Below are 17,305 nucleotides of genomic sequence, written 5' to 3' on the forward strand. Positions count from 1 at the left end.
GCACCCATGACCCAGCATCAGCGCCTTCTTATCATCGACTTCGGTTCCCAGGTCACGCAACTGATCGCGCGGCGCCTGCGAGAGCTGAACGTTTACTGCGAGATCCATCCCTACAACCTGTTGACCGACGACATCCTGCGCGGGCTTTCCCCGCGGGCGGTGATCCTCTCGGGCGGGCCGGACAGCGTGACGCGCGCGGGCAGCCCCCGTGCCCCGCAGGCGGTGTTCGATCTGGGCGTGCCGGTGTTCGGCATCTGCTATGGCCAGCAGGTGATGATGGAGCAACTGGGTGGCCGGGTCGAGGCGGGCCACCATGCCGAATACGGCCGCGCCTTTATTTCCCCCGCGCCCGGCCACAAGAGCGACGGCATCTTCGCGGGCCTGTTCGATACGGGCCCCGAGGAAGTCTGGATGAGCCATGGCGACCGCGTGACCGCGCTTGCGCCGGGATTCGAGGTGATCGGCACATCCCCCAACGCCCCCTTCGCCATGATCGCGGACGAGGCGCGCCGTTTTTACGCCGTGCAGTTCCACCCCGAGGTGCATCACACCCCGAACGGGCGCACCATGCTGGAAAACTTCGTCCGCATGGCCGGTTTCACCGGCGACTGGACCATGGCGGGATACCGCGACGAGGCGATCCGCAAGATCCGCGAGCAGGTCGGCGACCGCAAGGTCATCTGCGGCCTGTCCGGCGGTGTGGATTCGTCGGTTGCGGCGGTGCTGATCCACGAGGCGGTCGGCGACCAGTTGACCTGCGTCTTTGTGGATCACGGGCTTCTGCGCCTGAACGAGGCCGAGGAAGTCGTGACCATGTTCCGCGACACCTACAACATCCCCCTGATCCATGCCGACGAGAGCGAGCTGTTCCTGGGCTCGCTGGAGGGCGTTTCCGACCCCGAGGTCAAGCGCAAGACCATCGGCCGGCTGTTCATCGACGTCTTCCAGAAATACGCCAGCCAGATCGAGGGCGCCGATTTCCTGGCACAGGGCACGCTCTATCCCGATGTGATCGAAAGCGTCAGTTTCAGCGGCGGGCCGTCGGTCACGATCAAGTCGCACCACAATGTCGGCGGCCTGCCCGAGAAGATGGGCCTGAAGCTGGTCGAGCCGCTGCGCGAGCTGTTCAAGGACGAGGTCCGCGCCCTGGGCCGCGAGCTGGGCCTGCCGGAAAAATTCATCGGCCGCCATCCCTTTCCCGGCCCCGGGCTTGCCATCCGCTGTCCCGGAGAAATCACCCGCGAAAAACTGGACATCCTTCGCAAGGCCGATGCGGTTTTCATCGACCAGATCCGCCGGCACGGTCTTTACGACGACATCTGGCAGGCCTTCGTGGCGATCCTTCCGGTGCGCACCGTGGGCGTGATGGGGGATGGGCGCACCTACGACTATGCCTGCGCCCTGCGCGCGGTCACGTCCGTGGACGGCATGACGGCGGACTATTACCCTTTCACCCACGATTTCCTGGGCGAAACCGCCACGCGCATCATCAACGAGGTCAAGGGCATCAACCGCTGCACCTACGACATCACCTCGAAGCCGCCAGGAACGATCGAGTGGGAATAATTTTTGCCCATCCGACGGTATCCAAAACTACGCTAGAATACAGCATAAAAACCTGAAAAATATAAATAATCCAGCAAAGTCTTGTCGAGCTGAGTGTGGTCTGCGGTCATGCCCGCTCCTTTTCTGGTTTTTTTGACGGCGCTGTTCTGCCCGGTCGATGGCAGGCCCGCAGTCAGGCAGGGGGGGCCAGGATGACGGTCTGTCCGTCGCTGCGCCGACGCCGCAGTCCAGAAAGCCCGAGATCCGGAACCGCCGGGGAGGAGACATCCTGCGCCGACGGAAAGACGAGGATCTTTCCGGTGCGGCGAATGATCTCGGTCTCGGCGCCGCCCAGAAGGACCGGGTTTGCGGTATCGGGACCCGCAACCTGCATCGCGGACCGCCACAGTCGCAGGACGTCACGGCTTTGGCCATCCGGGGCCACGCGGATCATCGTGAGAACAGGCAGTTGGCCATCCTGCAGACGCGGAAGGACAGGCAGTTGGCTGTCCGGGACGGTCGGATCGAGATAGCGGGTCAGCACCCCGAGCGAGAAGTCGGTAGCCCGCACCCATCCCGCCGCACCCGCCGCCGTTTCGAACCCTGAAATCGGCCCGGCCCATTGCAGCACGATCGCCTCTTCGGCTTCTCCTCCCAGGTCGATCCTTCGGGCGGGCAGCGTCGCCCATCCGGTCGTCTGCCAGTCAACGCGGCTGAGGGTCTGGACGGGAACCGGAAGGGGGGCATACAGGGCAAGGGCCTGCGGAAGGGAACGGGCGGAATGCCACGCGCCGAAGGCCAGGAACACCGCCAGCGACAGGCTGACGGTGACACCCGGGCGGGCCGCCTGCACGTCGGCGCGACGGAAGGCCAGCGCGAAACACAGGGTGAGGCCGATCCCCAGAAGCAGGCCGCCTGCAACATCTGACGGCCAGTGCGCCGAGAGGTAGAGCCGCGACGCGACGATGGCCCCGACGATTCCGGCCAGCGCCAACGGGATGGCCCTGCGCCAGGGAGCGCCCAACCCGGTCCAGGCGAACCAGACAAGCAGGCCCATCAGAGTCGCGGCTCCGGTGGCGTGGCCGCTGGGAAAGCCGTAGACCTGCACGCCGTCGTAAAGGGCGGTCGGGCGAGGGATCGCCATGGCCCCCTTGAGCAGCGTGGCAAGGCCTGACGAAATCATCACGGTCACCGCGACGCCGATGGCGAGATGCAGTTGTCTGCGCCAGAGAAGCCAGACCACTGCCGCGGCTGTGGCGGCGATGATGACGGGTGCATCGCCGAAACCGGTGATGAAGGCGACCAGCCGGTCACCCGGCTCGGTCCGCAGATGACCAAGCGCCAGACTGATCGAACGGTCGGCGGCCGCAAGCCCGCTCCGCTCGGCGACTTCCTGCGCCAGCGTCGCCATTGTGGCGGCGACGATGGTCAGCGGCACCCCCAACACGATGAGAGGTCTGAGATCATCGGACGGCGCAAGGACCGAGAGCGCGAGGACACTGGCACGACTGCCGGGATCTTCGCGCAGGCGCCCGACGATCCGGTGCCGCTGCGCGGCCAGCACGGGCACAACGCGTCTGAGCAGCAGACGGGTCAGCATCACGACAGCGACCACTGCGCCAAGCAGCACGGCGGCAAGAACGACGAGGCGCAGGCTGGCATGGCCCGCAAGCCCGACGCCGAAACCGGCCGCTGCGCCCGGAAGGATATGCGCCGGGGCCCAGATCAGGGCGGAAACCACGTTCGCCGTGAAGAAGCGGGCCGGGGACATGCCGGAAACCCCTGCCATGACCGGGACGATGGCCCGGACACCGGGCGTGAACCGGGCGATCAGGATGCTCTTGCCGCCATGACGGGCAAAGAAACTGTTGCTTCTGGCAATGAGATCGGGGTGACTGCGCAGCGGCCATACCGTCAGGATGCCGTCGCGCCAGCGATTGCCGATCCAGAAGGACAGTCCGTCGCCTGCGATCGCCCCGAGTGTTGCGGCGGCAAGAACCGGCCAGAGGGCCAGATGCCCCAGTCCGACGGCTGCGCTCAACCCCAGAATGATCGCCGTCCGGAATAAAGGCACCGATCACCACGATCGATTCCGATGCTGCAAGAACGAAAACCAACAGAACGGCAAGCCATTGGTGTTGTGAAAGAAATTGTGTCAGGGCGGTGATCGTCTGTGCCAATGTCTCACGCTCTTCCGGATGGTGTCTGCGACCGGGTCGGGCGGAACCGGCCTGGCAGAGGCTTCACTTCGGGCCAATGCGCCGGGTGCACCCGGCAAAGGTCGCGGCCCTTGTTCCCGGCCACCCGCCGGAAGACCTGCGGAGCCGGCCGATGGATTGTCCGCAGCACCGGCACTGTCGAAACCAGACGATCCCCCAGGGCAACGAAGCCTTTTTTGGCGCGACCATGCGTGACCCTCCCCTACCCCGGGAACGAACAATCCGAGTCCGAGACGATAGCCGATCACGCCGTGGTTGGCCACGAGGCCCGGGCCGATGCGTGCCAGAAGATCGCCCCTTGCAGGGCCCGGCTCAAAAGCTGCCAGATGCGCCATCAGCCCTTGCGGGATCTGGATCATGAAAGATGCAAGACGGCCGGACCCGCAAGAAAAAGCCGACAACGCCGCCGCGCCACAACCGCGAGAGAAGGCCCAATCGACATGTTCCTTCTCCAAGTTCCGCAGTTGTATCCGGTGCGGTAACTCTGATGGTAAGGCTCTGCAGCCAAGAAGGAAAGAATCAGAAATGGCAACTGAAACCGCCGAGGCCCACGGCAATGGCCACTCGGGCCTGCGGGCACGGTTTCGCGCCGCACTTCCCGTCTTGCTCGCCGCGGCCCTTTTTGCGCTCGGGCTCTACGCCCTGTATCGGCTGCTTGCGCCAGTGAACCTTGCCGATGTCACCGCCCAGATACGGACAACACCCTGGTCGACGATGGCACTGGCGCTGCTGGCGACGCTTTGCGGCTATCTTGCACTGACCGGCTACGACTGGTCGGCCCTGCGCTACATCGGCAAGCCGCTGCCGATGCCGGTGGTGCTGACCGGCGGGCTGATGGCCTATGCCTTCGGCAACACCATCGGGCTGTCAGCCGTGTCGGGCGGGGCCGTGCGGTGGCGCGTCTATTCGGGCTTGGGACTGGACGGCTACGACGTCGCCGCGGTCTCGACCTTCGCGGCCGTGTCGTTCGGGGTGGCGGCGACCGTCGTCGGCCTCGGCGCGCTGGCCGTGCATCCCGGCGCGCTCGCCGCCATACTTCCGTTCTCGGCGCCTGCGATCCGCCTTGGCGCGCTGGGGATCGTCGCCGCAATCGTTCTGCCCCTGGTCTGGGCCTCGGTGACGCAGGCGCGGGTCAGGATCCGCCGTTTCCAGGTGCAGGCCCCCAGCTTGTCGATCCTTTTCGGCCAGATCCTGTTCAGTCTGGCGGATATCGGGTTTTCGGCGCTGACGCTGTATGTCCTGCTGCCTGTCGGAGATATCGGTTTCCTGACCTTTCTCGCGGTCTTCGCTGCGGCGACGATGGCGGGCATCCTGAGCCATGTGCCGGGCGGCATCGGCGTGTTCGAGACGGTCGTTATCGCGGCCATGCCCGCAGGCGCCCCGGTCGATCAGGTGGCGGCGGCGTTGCTGCTGTACCGGCTGACCTACTACCTGGTGCCCTTCGTCCTCGCCCTGACGGCCCTGTCGCTCTACGAGGCCTGGCGCGTTGTCGGCGGCAGGATTCCCGGTGGCGCGGCAGGGCGTATGGTCACGGCGGTCGAGCCTGCCTTGCGGGCCGTGGCCCCCCTGGCGCCTTTCGTGCTTGCCGCCACGGTCTTCGGCGCCGGTCTCTGGATGAGCTTTGCAGCCCTGGTCCCGGCGACATCCGAATCCGCCGAGGTGGCCGAGGCGCTGTTCCCGCTGGCCTTCGTCGAAGGCTCGGCACTTCTGTCCAGTGCGCTCGGCGCGGCGCTGATCCTGATCGCCTACGGTCTGGTACGACGCAACCGGGGCGCATACTGGATGGCCTGCACGGCAATGGCGGGTTCGGCTGTCGTCGCGCTCTTCCACGGGGTCGACATCGAACGCGCAGTGGCGCTTGGCATCCTTCTGCTGATCTTCCTGCCCTTCCGGCAGGAGTTCAATCGGCGGACCCGGCTCAGCCACGCGGCACTGACGCCGGCCTGGGCCGTTCTTGTGGTTTCGGTGATTGTCGCCTTCGGCTTCGTGCTGTTCTTCGCTCACAAGAGCACGCCTTATGCGAATGATCTCTGGTGGCAGTTCGCGGTGGACGAGCGCGCGCCACGCGCGCTTCGCGCCGGACTGCTTGCAAGCCTCGTCATCGGTCTTTCCACGCTTGTGCTGCTCTTGCGGGCTCCCCGATTCCGACCCGCCCCACCCGACGCCGACAGCCTGGCGCAGGCGGCAGAGATTGCAGAAGCCGCTGACCATCCCGATGCGAACTTCGCGCTCACCGGAGACAAGTCGCTGATCTTTTCCGACGATGGGGCTGCCTTCGTGATGTTCGGCGTTGCGGGCCGAAGCTGGATCGCCTTCGGCGGCCCGATCGGCCCAGCCGATGCCGCCGGGGAAGCCGCGCTTGTCTTCGTCGAGGCGGCGCGGCGCGAAGGCGCGCGTCCCGCATTCTACGAGATCGGACACCAGGATGTGCCCTTGATGCTTGAGTTCGGCTTCTCGCTGTTCAAGATGGGCGAGGAAGCGGTCGTCGATCTTTCCGCCTTTTCGCTCGACGGGCCCGCCCGCAAGAAACTTCGTGCCGCGCACGCCCGCGCCAAGCGAGACGGCCTGACCCTCGAGATCTCGGCTCCGCCGCACAGCGCGGATCTGATGGACGAACTGAAGGGCATTTCAGATGCCTGGCTTGAGGAAAAACACGCGAAGGAGAAGAGCTTTTCGGTCGGACGTTTCACCCCGGACTGGCTGAACCGCTGGCCCATCGCCCTGATCCGCCATGGTGGCCGAACTGTCGCCTTTGCCAACGTCCTGCGCACGGCACGCGGCGGCATCGCGACCATCGACCTGATGCGTCATGCCCCAGACGCACCCGCTGGTACGATGGAGTTTCTTTTTACCGAACTCATGCTGGCTCTCAAGGCCGAGGGTGTCAGCGCCTTCTCGCTCGGGATGGCCCCGCTTTCGGGCCTGGCCCCCGATCGTAGCCATCGGGTCTGGGACCGTTTCGGCGCGCTCATATACAAGCACGGAGGCAACTTCTATAATTTTCAGGGGCTTCGGGCATTCAAGGAAAAGTTTGATCCTGACTGGCGACCGCGCTATCTGGCGGTCCCCTCGGCTGCGGCGCCCTTTCTGACGCTGTCGGACGCGGCCCGACTGATTGGGGGCGGGTCTGCATCGCGCCCGTCTCGCCTTTCCGGCGATGCCGGATAGCCAGAAACCAGCCCTCAAAGCCGATTGACCCCGAGAGATACCGAAACCCCGAAAATATTGTCCCAAGGGTTCCACAGCAAAACCATGAATTTGGAATTTTGAGGCGCTGCAGTCCGAAACGGACTGCCGGAAATACTGATTATTCTTCAGCGGCCTATAGATAAATCAAACACCCAATGGCAAGGATTGCCCAAGAACCGAACGCATAGCTGGTCCATGCGCGTGTATTCTAAACAAGATCAGGCAAGGTTCCATCTTGACGATGTCAAGCAGACCGGCTGCAATCAGGGAACGGAAAGGCCGTCTATCAGACGCCGCGAATCCCTGACGGAAAGACCATCATGACCTGCACCTGCGGCCACGATCACGCCCCCCCTATTCGCCGCCAGGCGACCGGCAGCCCCGTCGACCTGCGCAGGCCGATGGTCGGATTGACGGGGCGTCTGGTCTGTTCGGACGTGGCGCAGGTGATGACGGCCCTGTCGCTTTTGCCCGATCACGCCCGGCTCAGTCGCGAGGAGCCGGGCTGCCTGCATTTCGATCTGTGGCAGGACAAGGACGATCCGTCGATCTGGCACCTGTCCGAACTGTTCGCCGATGCCGATGCCTTGGCCGCCCATGTCGCCCGCACCCGGAACAGCCCGTGGGGACAGGAAAGCACCGCGATCGGTCGCGACATCCAGCAGCATGAGGTGGCGCCGGTCATCCGTCCTGAGACACGCCACGATTCCGCGGCCCTGGATGCCCTGCTGCGCGACGCATTCGGCGGCGACGACGAAAGGCGCCTGCTTGATCGCCTGCGCGAGGATGGCGACCTGTCGCTGTCTCTGGTGGCGGATGCGGGGGGCGTTCTTGTGGGTCACGTCGCCATGTCGCCGCTGCAGGCCGACGGTCCGGCCTATCTGATGGCCCCGGTGTCGGTCGCGAGCAAGGCGCAAAGACGCGGCATCGGAACAGCCCTTGTGCGTCATGCCCTGTCTTGGGCCGATCCGGCGGCGGTCGTGGTGGTGGGTCATCCCCGCTATTACACGGATCTGGGATTTCGTCCCAGCCAACTGGATTCCCCCTATGCCGGGCTGTCCTTGCAGATGATCGGCGATCTGGCCCCGGGCAGTGCCATCCGGCCCGCAGCGGCCTTTATCGGCATTTGACGCCAAAACGCCCCGCGCGGCCTTGCACGCCTGTTCCGGCCGGTTACATCTGGGACAGGCAGGAAAGGATTTCCCATGGCAGGACTATCGACCCCTGATGCCGCCGAGGCGGTTTCGGGACATGATCTGGGCGCGCTTCCGGCATGGGATCTTACGGATCTGTATGCGGCGCCGGACGCAGCGGAACTGACGGCCGACATCGCAAGTCTGGAAACCGACGTGCAGCGGTTCGCCGCCCGTTATCAGGACAAGCTGGCCGACCTGTCCCCGGCCGAGATGCTTGCCTGCATCGAGACCTATCAGCGTATCGACATCATCGCCGGTCGCATCATGTCCTATGCCGGCCTGCGCTATTACCAGAACACCACGGATGCCGCGCGGGCCAAGATGCTGGGCGACCTGCAGGGCCGGATCACCGACATCACCACGCCGCTGGTCTTTTTCAGCCTGGAATTCAACCGCATTCCCGACGCGACCTATGAGGCGGTCTTTGCCGCCGCCGATGGTCCCGCCCGCTACAAGCCGGTGTTCGACCGGATGCGCGCCATGCGGCCGCACCAGTTGTCGGACGAGCTGGAACAGTTCCTGCACGACAATTCGGTCGTCGGTGCCGCCGCCTGGAACCGGCTGTTCGACGAAACCACCGCGGCGCTGGAATTCCAGGTCGATGGCGAAACGCTGGGGCTGGAGGCCACGCTGAACCTGCTGACCGACCACGACCGCGCGCGGCGCGAGGCTGCGGCCCGCGCCCTGGCTGTCGTGTTCGACAGGAACGTCAAGCTGTTCGCCCGCATTCACAACACCCTCACCAAGGAAAAGGCCATCGAGGACAAGTGGCGCAAGATGCCCACGCCGCAGTATGGCCGCCACCTGTCGAACCATGTCGAACCCGAGGTGGTCGAGGCCCTGCGCAACGCCGTCACCGCCGCCTATCCGCGCCTGTCGCATCGGTATTATGCCCTGAAGGCCAAGTGGCTGGGGCTGGACAGGCTGCAGGTCTGGGACCGCAACGCGCCCCTGCCCACGGCCTCGGCCAGGGTGATCGGCTGGGACGAGGCGCGGGCCACGGTTCTGGACGCCTATGCCGGCTTTTCGCCGCGTCTGGCCGAACTGGCCGAACCCTTCTTCGACAGGGGCTGGATCGACGCCGCCGTGACGCCCGGCAAAGCGCCCGGCGCCTTTGCCCATCCGACCGTGACCACCGTTCATCCCTATGTGATGCTGAATTACAAGGGCAAGCCGCGCGACGTGATGACGCTGGCCCACGAGCTGGGTCACGGGGTCCATCAGCGCCTGGCGGCGGGACAGGGCGAACTGCTGTCATCGACCCCCCTGACCCTGGCCGAGACGGCATCGGTGTTCGGAGAGATGCTGACCTTTCGCGCGCTGCTGGCCAGAACCTCGGACCCCGAGCAGAAAAAGGCGCTGCTGGCCGGCAAGGTCGAGGATATGATCAACACGGTCGTCCGGCAGATCGCCTTCTATGATTTCGAATGCAAGCTGCATGCGGCCCGTGCCCAGGGCGAACTGACCCCCGACGACATCAATGCATTGTGGATGTCGGTTCAGGCCGAAAGCCTTGGGCCGGTGTTCGAGTTCATGCCGGGATACGAGACCTTCTGGACCTATGTGCCGCATTTCGTGCATTCGCCTTTCTACGTCTATGCCTATGCCTTTGGCGACGGGCTGGTGAACGCGCTGTATGCGGCCTATGAGGGCGGGCTGCCGGATTTCGAGGGAAAGTATTTCGACCTGCTGGCAGCCGGGGGCTCCAAGCATCACAAGGACCTGCTGGCACCTTTCGGGCTGGATGCGTCCGATCCGGAGTTCTGGGACAAGGGTCTGTCGATGATCGAGGGCCTTATCGACGAATTGGAGACGCTGGATGGCTGAGTCCCCCAGGCCCGCATCCGGACCAGAGGTGCGGACAGGGGGGTGCGCCCCATGATCCCCGGGCGAACCGAAATCCGCCCGGAGGCCGGGCGATGAAACGGACCGCGCTGCTGCATTCCGAACTGTCGGGCGTGATCGCCGCAATGGGTCATGGCGATCTGCTGGTGATCGGGGACGCCGGGCTGCCGGTGCCGCCAAGGGTCCGCTGCATCGACCTGGCCGTCACGCGCGGCGTGCCTGCGTTTCTTGACGTCCTGGACGCGGTCCTGTCGGAACTGGTGGTGGAACGGTCGGCCTGGGCCGCCGAGGCGGGCCCGGCTGTGAATCAGGCCCTGCGGGCGCGCAACCTGGGCGATTGTGGCCTCATGCCGCACGACGCCATCAAGGCGCTGACCCGCGACGCACGCGCGATTGTGCGGACCGGCGAATTCACCCCTTATGCCAATGTGGCCCTGTGGTCGGGGGTGGCGTTCTGACGCGGCGGAACCGGCTGCCCCGGTTCGCGTTCGGTGGCAGATCAGCAAAAGGAGACGGGGAATGCAAATGCACAGGATCACGATGGGTATCGGGGCGCTTTTGGCCATGCTGACCCTGGCCGGCTGCCAGACGACCCAGGGACTGGGGCAGGATATTTCCACCGCCGGCGAGGTGATCCAGCAGGAAGGCGCCGAGGCCATGTAGAACGGATCAGGGGCCGCCCGAACAGGCAGCCCCTGATCGTTCCAGTTTCGCGGCCCAGGGCTGGGTGACGGCCGGCATGCCGAATATGCTCGGCAGTCTGCCAGATCCAGCCGATCTGGCGCAGACGGGTCCGGTTCAAAAATGCGGCTGGAATGCCGAAGGCCGGTCCGATGATCGCGACCCAGACAGGGGTAAGGATCATTCGAACCGGCTTTTCCGTTTCCTTCATATCGCACGTGTTTCTGGAACAATCCGGCAGGGCTGGCAGTTCCATTGGCATACAAGGATGATCCGATGCGTTCGGCCTGGATTGTTCCCTTTCTGATGCCCCTGCCCGTCATGGCCTTTACCGCCGAGAATGGCATGACCGCCGTTCGGACCGGGCCGGCGGAAATCACTGTTCTCCACGACGCTCGAAGCGACGATGCTGATTACTGGTGTGCGGCCGGCGATTTCGTGCAGCGCGCCTTTGGCCTGCCGGGAAGCACCCCCCTGTGGCGGGCTTCGCCCAAGCCGCGCGGCGCGGGCCAAGGTCTTGTCTTCACGCTCGACCCTGCGCAGCAGGCCAAGGGGGCCGGGCTGTCGCAGTTCGGCCGCGGAACCCGCGACGGCTCTGTTTCGGCCGCCATGGCGACCGGCAGCTTTTGCCGCAGGGTCATCCCCTTGTTCGACTGAAACCAGAAGCAAAGGATACCCGATGAAAAACCCCTGGATGAGTGCATGGCTGTCCGCCGCCAACAGTGCGACCGGCGCGGCAAAAGGCCAGATGATGGCCGAGATGAGCAAGGCCCAGACCCAGATGATGCAGCAATGGCAGCAGACCTGGATGGATGCCTGGTTCAAGCTCTGGTTGCCGGGAAACCGCCGCGACAGGTGAAAAGCCCGGGGCCTGCAGAGATGCTGGCCCCTGGAGCTGTCCGGGATTGCCTCGGCCACCGGATCGTCCGGGCTGCCGGTCGTCAGGCAGGCTTGCCCCAGCCTTCGATCACCGTCACCGCCTCCTTGGCGGTTTCGACATAGCGAATCAGATCCAGATCCTCCTCGTGGATCGTTCCCGCCTCTGCCAGGCCCTTCCAGTTAATGATTCCGTCCCAGAACTCGGCGCCGAACAGCAGCAGGGGCACGCGGGCCATGCGGCCGGTCTGGATCAGGGTCAGGGCCTCGAACAGTTCGTCCAGGGTGCCAAAGCCGCCGGGAAAGACCGTGATCGCGCGGGCGCGCATCAGGAAATGCATCTTGCGGATCGCGAAATAATGAAAGTTGAAGCACAGTTCCGGGGTCACGTGGATGTTGGGCGCCTGTTCGTGCGGCAGAACGATGCCCAGGCCGATGGATTTGCCGCCGGCCTGCGCGGCGCCCAGATTGCCCGCCTCCATCACGCCGGGGCCGCCGCCGGTGGTGATGACGAACTCGCGGCCCCCGGTTTCAAGGCTGCGGCGGGTCATTTCCTGCGCAAAGATGCGCGCTTCCTCGTAATAGGCGGACAGCTTTGCCAGGGCCGGGGTACGGGCCTGCGCAGCGTTCTGGGGCGACGGGATGCGCGCGCCTCCGAACATCACCACCGTCGATTCCACTCCGGCCTCGTCCAGCAGCATCTGCGGCTTCAGCAGTTCCAGTTGCAGACGAACCGGGCGCAATTCTTCCCGCAGCAGGAAATCGCGGTCGGTGAAGGCAAGCCGGTAGGACGGCGAGCGGGTCTGCGGCGTGTCGGGGATCTGCTCGGCGCGGACCGCATCCTCGTCGCTGTGCGGAAAGGGGTGGGCGCGGTCCTCGGTGCGGTCCTGGGTGGTCTTGGTCGCGTCGTTCATCGGATCCTCGGATTGCACGGGCCTTTTGCCAGGCTTATAGCCCCAGGGTGACAGTTTCCACCCGCCGCAGCCCCAAGGAGATAACGATGACCCAAGCACTTGAAACCGCCATCGAGGCCGCGTGGGAAGCCCGCGCCGACATCGACAGCGCCACCGACGGTTTCGTGCGCGAGGCGGTTGAGGAAACCCTGGCCCAGTTGGACAGCGGCGCGCTGCGGGTGGCGGAAAGGCGCGGCACCGACTGGCATGTGAACCAGTGGGCCAAAAAGGCGGTCCTGCTGTCGTTCCGCCTGAACGACATGGAGCCGATGTCGGGGGGACCGCAAGGCGCAAGCTGGTGGGACAAGGTGCCCACCAAGTTCAAGGGCTGGGGCGACAACCAGTGGCGCGCGGCCGGATTCCGGGCGGTCCCCGGCGCCATCGTCCGGCGCAGCGCCTTTATCGGCAAGGGCGCGGTGCTGATGCCGTCCTTTGTGAACCTGGGCGCCCATGTGGGCGAGGGCACGATGGTGGATACCTGGGCCACGGTCGGATCCTGCGCGCAGATCGGCAGGAACGTCCACCTGTCGGGCGGCGTCGGCATCGGCGGCGTGCTGGAGCCCTTGCAGGCAGGCCCCACCATCATCGAGGACGACTGTTTCATCGGCGCCCGTTCGGAGGTGGTCGAGGGCTGCATCGTCCGCGAAGGCTCGGTGCTGGGCATGGGCGTCTTCATCGGCCAGTCCACCAAGATCGTCGACCGCGAGACGGGCGCGGTGATGTATGGCGAGGTTCCGGCCGGCTCGGTGGTCGTCGCGGGGTCCATGCCCTCGAAGAACGGCGTGCACCTGTATTGCGCTGTGATCGTCAAGCGGGTCGACGCGCAGACGCGCTCCAAGACCTCGATCAACGAATTGCTGCGCGACTAGGCCGCGGCGCGTGACGACCCTGTACATCGACGCCGACGCCTGCCCCGTCAAGGCCGAGGCCGAGCGCGTGGCGACCCGGCTGCACGTGCCGATGGTGCTGGTCTGCAACGGCGGGCTGCGGATGCCCGCCAATCCGCTGGTCAGCCTGAAGATCGTCGCCGAAGGCCCGGACGAGGCCGACAAGTGGATCGCCGACCAATGCGGGCCGGGCGACGTGGTGGTGACGGGCGACCTGCCGCTGGCCGACCGCTGCCTCAAGGCGGGCGCCCAGGTTCTGCGCCATGACGGCGAGGCGCTGACCCTGGCCAATATCGGCCCACGCCTAGCCACGCGCGACCTGATGGCCGATATCCGCGCCGCCGATCCCTTTCACCAGGGCGGCGGCGCGGCGTTCGGCAAGGCCGACCGGGCGCGGTTTCTGCAATCGCTGGACCGGGCGCTGACGGCGGCCCTGCGCGCAGGGCATTGAGGGTCAAATCGCCCGCAACCGCCCGTGCCACCTTGCGCCCCCACCGCGCACGGCTATAACCCCGGACGATTTGTCAGCCGCCAGCCGCCCAAGGACCAAGCCCATGCCCAAGCGTACCGATATCAAGTCGATCCTGATCATCGGCGCAGGCCCCATCGTCATCGGCCAGGCCTGCGAGTTCGACTATTCGGGCGCCCAGGCCTGCAAGGCGCTGCGCGAGGAAGGCTATCGGGTCATCCTGGTCAACTCGAACCCCGCGACGATCATGACCGATCCGGAAATGGCCGACGCGACCTATATCGAGCCGATCACCCCCGAGATCGTCGAAAAGATCATCGCCAAGGAACGCCCAGACGCGCTGCTGCCCACGATGGGCGGGCAGACCGGCCTGAACACCGCGCTGGCCCTGGCGGACATGGGCGTGCTGAACCGCTATGGCGTGGAACTGATCGGCGCGCAGCGGTCCGCCATCGAGATGGCCGAGGACCGCAAGCTGTTCCGCGAGGCGATGGACCGGATCGGGCTGGAAAACCCGAAAGCGACCATCGTCGCCGCGCCCAAGCTGTCCAGCGGGAAATATGACATCAACGCGGGCGTGGCCCAGGCCATGAACGCCCTGGAGGAGATCGGCCTGCCTGCCATCATCCGCCCGGCCTTTACCCTGGGCGGCACCGGCGGCGGCGTCGCCTATAACCGCGACGATTACGAACGCATCGTACGGTCCGGACTGGACGCATCGCCGGTGGCGCAGGTTCTGGTCGATGAAAGCCTGCTGGGCTGGAAGGAATACGAGATGGAGGTCGTGCGGGATCGCAACGACAATGCCATCATCGTCTGCGCCATCGAAAACGTCGATCCGATGGGCGTGCATACCGGCGATTCCATCACCGTGGCCCCGGCCCTGACCCTGACCGACCGCGAATACCAGATCATGCGCAACGGCTCGATCGCCGTGCTGCGCGAGATCGGCGTGGAAACCGGCGGGTCCAACGTGCAATGGGCCGTGAACCCCGCGGATGGCCGCATGGTCGTGATCGAGATGAATCCACGCGTGTCGCGGTCCTCGGCCCTGGCGTCCAAGGCCACCGGCTTTCCCATCGCCAAGATCGCCGCGAAACTGGCCGTGGGCTATACGCTGGACGAACTGGACAATGACATCACCAAGGTCACGCCCGCGTCGTTCGAGCCGTCCATCGACTATGTCGTGACGAAGATTCCGCGTTTCGCCTTTGAGAAATTCCCCGGCGCCAAGCCCGAGCTGACCACCGCGATGAAATCCGTGGGCGAGGTCATGGCCATCGGACGCAGCTTTCACGAATCGCTGCAAAAGGCCCTCGCCTCGATGGAGAACGGCCTGACCGGCCTGGACGAAATTCCCATCGAAGGCGCCAGCGAACAAGGCAAGCCCGCCGTCATCGCCGCGCTGTCCAAGGCCACCCCCGACCGCATCCGCGTCATCGCCGAGGCGATGCGCTTTGGCCTGTCGGATGACGAAATCCACCGCGTCACCCGCTTTGATCCCTGGTTCCTGGCCCGCATCCGGGAAATCGTGGACGCCGAACACGTCATCCGCCATCAGGGCCTGCCCGCTGACGCGGACGGGTTGCGCCGCATCAAGATGATGGGCTTTACCGATGCCCGTCTGGCTCATCTGACCAGGCGCGACGAATCCGACATCCGCCGCATCCGCCGGAACGCCGGCGTCCTGCCGGTGTTCAAGCGCATCGACACCTGCGCGGCCGAGTTCGAGGCCCAGACCCCCTACATGTATTCCACCTACGAGGCCCCGGCGATGGGCGACGTGGAATGCGAATCCCGACCCACGGACGCGAAAAAGGTCGTCATCCTGGGCGGCGGCCCCAACCGGATCGGCCAGGGGATCGAGTTCGATTACTGCTGCTGCCACGCCTGTTTCGCGCTGACCGATGCGGGTTATGAAACCATCATGATCAACTGCAACCCGGAAACGGTCAGCACCGATTATGACACCAGCGACCGGCTGTATTTCGAACCGCTGACACTGGAGCATGTTCTGGAAATCCTGCGGGTGGAACGGGAAAACGGCACCCTGCACGGCGTCATCGTGCAGTTCGGCGGCCAGACGCCCCTGAAGCTGGCCAATGCGCTGGAATCCGAGGGCATCCCGATCCTGGGCACCACGCCGGACGCCATCGACCTGGCCGAGGATCGCGAGCGGTTCCAGCACCTGCTGAACGACCTGGGCCTGAAACAGCCGGTCAACGGCATTGCCCATTCCGATGCCGAGGCGATCGGGATCGCCGAACGCATCGGCTTTCCGCTGGTGATCCGTCCGTCCTATGTCCTGGGCGGCCGGGCGATGGAGATCGTGCGCGACATGGACCACCTGAAGCGCTACATCACCGAGGCGGTCATCGTGTCCGGTAAGAACCCGGTGCTGCTGGACAGCTATCTGTCCGGCGCCATCGAGGTCGATGTGGACGCGCTGTCGGACGGCGAGGCCGTCCATGTCGCGGGCATCATGGAACATATCGAGGAAGCGGGCGTCCATTCGGGCGACAGCGCCTGCTGCCTGCCTCCGCACACGCTGGACGCGGCCACCATCGCCGAATTGAAGGCGCAGACCACCGCCATGGCCCGCGCGCTGAAGGTCAGGGGCCTGATGAACGTACAGTTCGCGCTGAAGGACGGCGAAATCTATGTGCTCGAGGTGAACCCGCGCGCGTCCCGCACCGTGCCCTTTGTCGCCAAGGCGACCGACAGCGCCATCGCCTCGATCGCCGCGCGGCTGATGGCCGGGGAACCCATGGCGAACTTTCCCCTGCGCGCGCCCTATCCCGAAGGCGTCGGCCCCGAGGACGACCTGCCCTTTGCCGACCCGATGACGCTGGCCGACCCGATCACGCCGTGGTTTTCCGTCAAGGAGGCCGTGCTGCCCTTTGCCCGCTTTCCTGGCGTCGATACGCTGCTGGGCCCGGAAATGCGCTCCACCGGAGAGGTGATGGGCTGGGACCGAAACTTTGCGCGCGCCTTTCTCAAGGCGCAGATGGGCGCGGGCACCCACCTGCCGTCCGAGGGGCGGGTGTTCCTGTCGGTCAAGGACGCCGACAAGACGCCCGCGCTGGCGGGGGCGGCGCGCGACCTGGTGGCGATGGGCTTTTCGCTGGTCGCCACGGCGGGCACGGCGGATTTCCTGGACGCAAACGGGGTTGCGTCAACCCGCGTGAACAAGGTCTATGAAGGCCGCCCGAACATCGTGGACCGCCTGAAGAACGACGAGATCGCGATGGTCCTGAACACGACCGAGGGTACCCAGGCCATTGCCGACAGCCGCGACATCCGCGCCGTCGCGCTGTATGACAAAATCCCTTATTTCACCACGGCGGCGGGCAGCATCGCCGCCGTGGCCGCGATCAAGTCGCGCGGCGAGGGGGAAGTGGGGGTGAGGTCGCTGCAGGCGTGAGGGGGCGGGGCGTGTCCCAAA

General features: G+C 65.4%; 13 protein-coding genes. 11 read left to right on the forward strand and 2 right to left on the reverse strand.

What is annotated here, in order from left to right:
- The first annotated feature begins 6 nt into the window (after positions 1–6).
- The gene (gene guaA, locus EYE42_RS06010; protein WP_130990411.1) at positions 7–1,566 is read left to right on the forward strand and encodes a glutamine-hydrolyzing GMP synthase; all 1,560 of its coding nucleotides are present in this window, start codon (positions 7–9) and stop codon (positions 1,564–1,566) included.
- A 172-nt stretch (positions 1,567–1,738) separates the two neighbouring features.
- Here the strand turns inward: guaA and EYE42_RS06015 are convergent, their stop codons facing one another.
- Positions 1,739–3,586 carry a bifunctional DedA family/phosphatase PAP2 family protein gene (locus EYE42_RS06015; protein WP_165455721.1) on the reverse strand — a complete coding sequence of 616 codons (1,848 nt, stop codon included), beginning with the start codon at positions 3,584–3,586 and terminating at the stop codon, positions 1,739–1,741.
- A gap of 433 nt (positions 3,587–4,019) precedes the next feature.
- Between EYE42_RS06015 and mprF the strand changes: the two genes are divergently transcribed.
- The 7 genes from mprF (at position 4,020) to EYE42_RS06050 (ending at position 11,534) form a co-directional block, all read left to right on the forward strand.
- The gene (gene mprF / locus EYE42_RS06020; RefSeq protein WP_246020601.1) at positions 4,020–6,932 is read left to right on the forward strand and encodes a bifunctional lysylphosphatidylglycerol flippase/synthetase MprF; all 2,913 of its coding nucleotides are present in this window, start codon (positions 4,020–4,022) and stop codon (positions 6,930–6,932) included.
- A 341-nt stretch (positions 6,933–7,273) separates the two neighbouring features.
- Positions 7,274–8,083, forward strand: coding sequence for a GNAT family N-acetyltransferase (locus EYE42_RS06025; protein WP_130990414.1), 810 nt, complete (start codon positions 7,274–7,276; stop codon positions 8,081–8,083).
- Between the two features lie 75 nt (positions 8,084–8,158).
- Positions 8,159–9,976, forward strand: a complete 1,818-nt coding sequence (locus EYE42_RS06030) for a M3 family oligoendopeptidase (protein WP_130990415.1) — start codon at positions 8,159–8,161, stop codon at positions 9,974–9,976.
- A 92-nt stretch (positions 9,977–10,068) separates the two neighbouring features.
- A complete protein-coding gene (gene rbsD / locus EYE42_RS06035) occupies positions 10,069–10,452 on the forward strand; it encodes a D-ribose pyranase (protein ID WP_130990416.1) in 384 nt (127 codons plus the stop codon).
- Between the two features lie 61 nt (positions 10,453–10,513).
- Positions 10,514–10,657 carry an entericidin, EcnA/B family gene (locus EYE42_RS06040; RefSeq protein WP_165455712.1) on the forward strand — a complete coding sequence of 48 codons (144 nt, stop codon included), beginning with the start codon at positions 10,514–10,516 and terminating at the stop codon, positions 10,655–10,657.
- Positions 10,658–10,951: 294 nt separating this feature from the next.
- Positions 10,952–11,332, forward strand: coding sequence for a hypothetical protein (locus EYE42_RS06045; RefSeq protein ID WP_130990417.1), 381 nt, complete (start codon positions 10,952–10,954; stop codon positions 11,330–11,332).
- A gap of 22 nt (positions 11,333–11,354) precedes the next feature.
- Positions 11,355–11,534, forward strand: a complete 180-nt coding sequence (locus EYE42_RS06050; protein WP_130990418.1) for a hypothetical protein — start codon at positions 11,355–11,357, stop codon at positions 11,532–11,534.
- Positions 11,535–11,616: 82 nt separating this feature from the next.
- On the opposite strand, the gene EYE42_RS06055 is transcribed toward EYE42_RS06050, so the two are convergent.
- Positions 11,617–12,465, reverse strand: a complete 849-nt coding sequence (locus EYE42_RS06055) for an LOG family protein (protein WP_130990419.1) — start codon at positions 12,463–12,465, stop codon at positions 11,617–11,619.
- Between the two features lie 86 nt (positions 12,466–12,551).
- Here EYE42_RS06055 and dapD point away from each other — a divergent pair, with 86 nt between their 5' ends.
- From dapD to carB, 3 genes are all read left to right on the forward strand, one after another.
- A complete protein-coding gene (gene dapD / locus EYE42_RS06060) occupies positions 12,552–13,373 on the forward strand; it encodes a 2,3,4,5-tetrahydropyridine-2,6-dicarboxylate N-succinyltransferase (RefSeq protein WP_130990420.1) in 822 nt (273 codons plus the stop codon).
- Positions 13,374–13,383: 10 nt separating this feature from the next.
- Positions 13,384–13,842, forward strand: coding sequence for a YaiI/YqxD family protein (locus EYE42_RS06065; RefSeq protein WP_130990421.1), 459 nt, complete (start codon positions 13,384–13,386; stop codon positions 13,840–13,842).
- Between the two features lie 103 nt (positions 13,843–13,945).
- Positions 13,946–17,284, forward strand: a complete 3,339-nt coding sequence (gene carB / locus EYE42_RS06070; RefSeq protein WP_130990422.1) for a carbamoyl-phosphate synthase large subunit — start codon at positions 13,946–13,948, stop codon at positions 17,282–17,284.
- The last annotated feature ends 21 nt before the right edge of the window (positions 17,285–17,305 follow it).

Origin of the sequence: Paracoccus subflavus, from assembly GCF_004310345.1 — a bacterium.
In the GTDB taxonomy this organism is placed as follows: Bacteria; Pseudomonadota; Alphaproteobacteria; order Rhodobacterales; family Rhodobacteraceae; genus Paracoccus; species Paracoccus subflavus.

Coding starts and splice junctions, on each gene's coding strand:
- guaA (WP_130990411.1), top strand. CDS start 7: ATGACCCAGCATCAGCGCCTTCTTATCATCGACTTCGGTTCCCAGGTC.
- EYE42_RS06025 (WP_130990414.1), top strand. CDS start 7,274: ATGACCTGCACCTGCGGCCACGATCACGCCCCCCCTATTCGCCGCCAG.
- EYE42_RS06030 (WP_130990415.1), top strand. CDS start 8,159: ATGGCAGGACTATCGACCCCTGATGCCGCCGAGGCGGTTTCGGGACAT.
- rbsD (WP_130990416.1), top strand. CDS start 10,069: ATGAAACGGACCGCGCTGCTGCATTCCGAACTGTCGGGCGTGATCGCC.
- EYE42_RS06040 (WP_165455712.1), top strand. CDS start 10,514: ATGCAAATGCACAGGATCACGATGGGTATCGGGGCGCTTTTGGCCATG.
- EYE42_RS06045 (WP_130990417.1), top strand. CDS start 10,952: ATGCGTTCGGCCTGGATTGTTCCCTTTCTGATGCCCCTGCCCGTCATG.
- EYE42_RS06050 (WP_130990418.1), top strand. CDS start 11,355: ATGAAAAACCCCTGGATGAGTGCATGGCTGTCCGCCGCCAACAGTGCG.
- EYE42_RS06055 (WP_130990419.1), bottom strand. CDS start 12,465: ATGAACGACGCGACCAAGACCACCCAGGACCGCACCGAGGACCGCGCC.
- dapD (WP_130990420.1), top strand. CDS start 12,552: ATGACCCAAGCACTTGAAACCGCCATCGAGGCCGCGTGGGAAGCCCGC.
- carB (WP_130990422.1), top strand. CDS start 13,946: ATGCCCAAGCGTACCGATATCAAGTCGATCCTGATCATCGGCGCAGGC.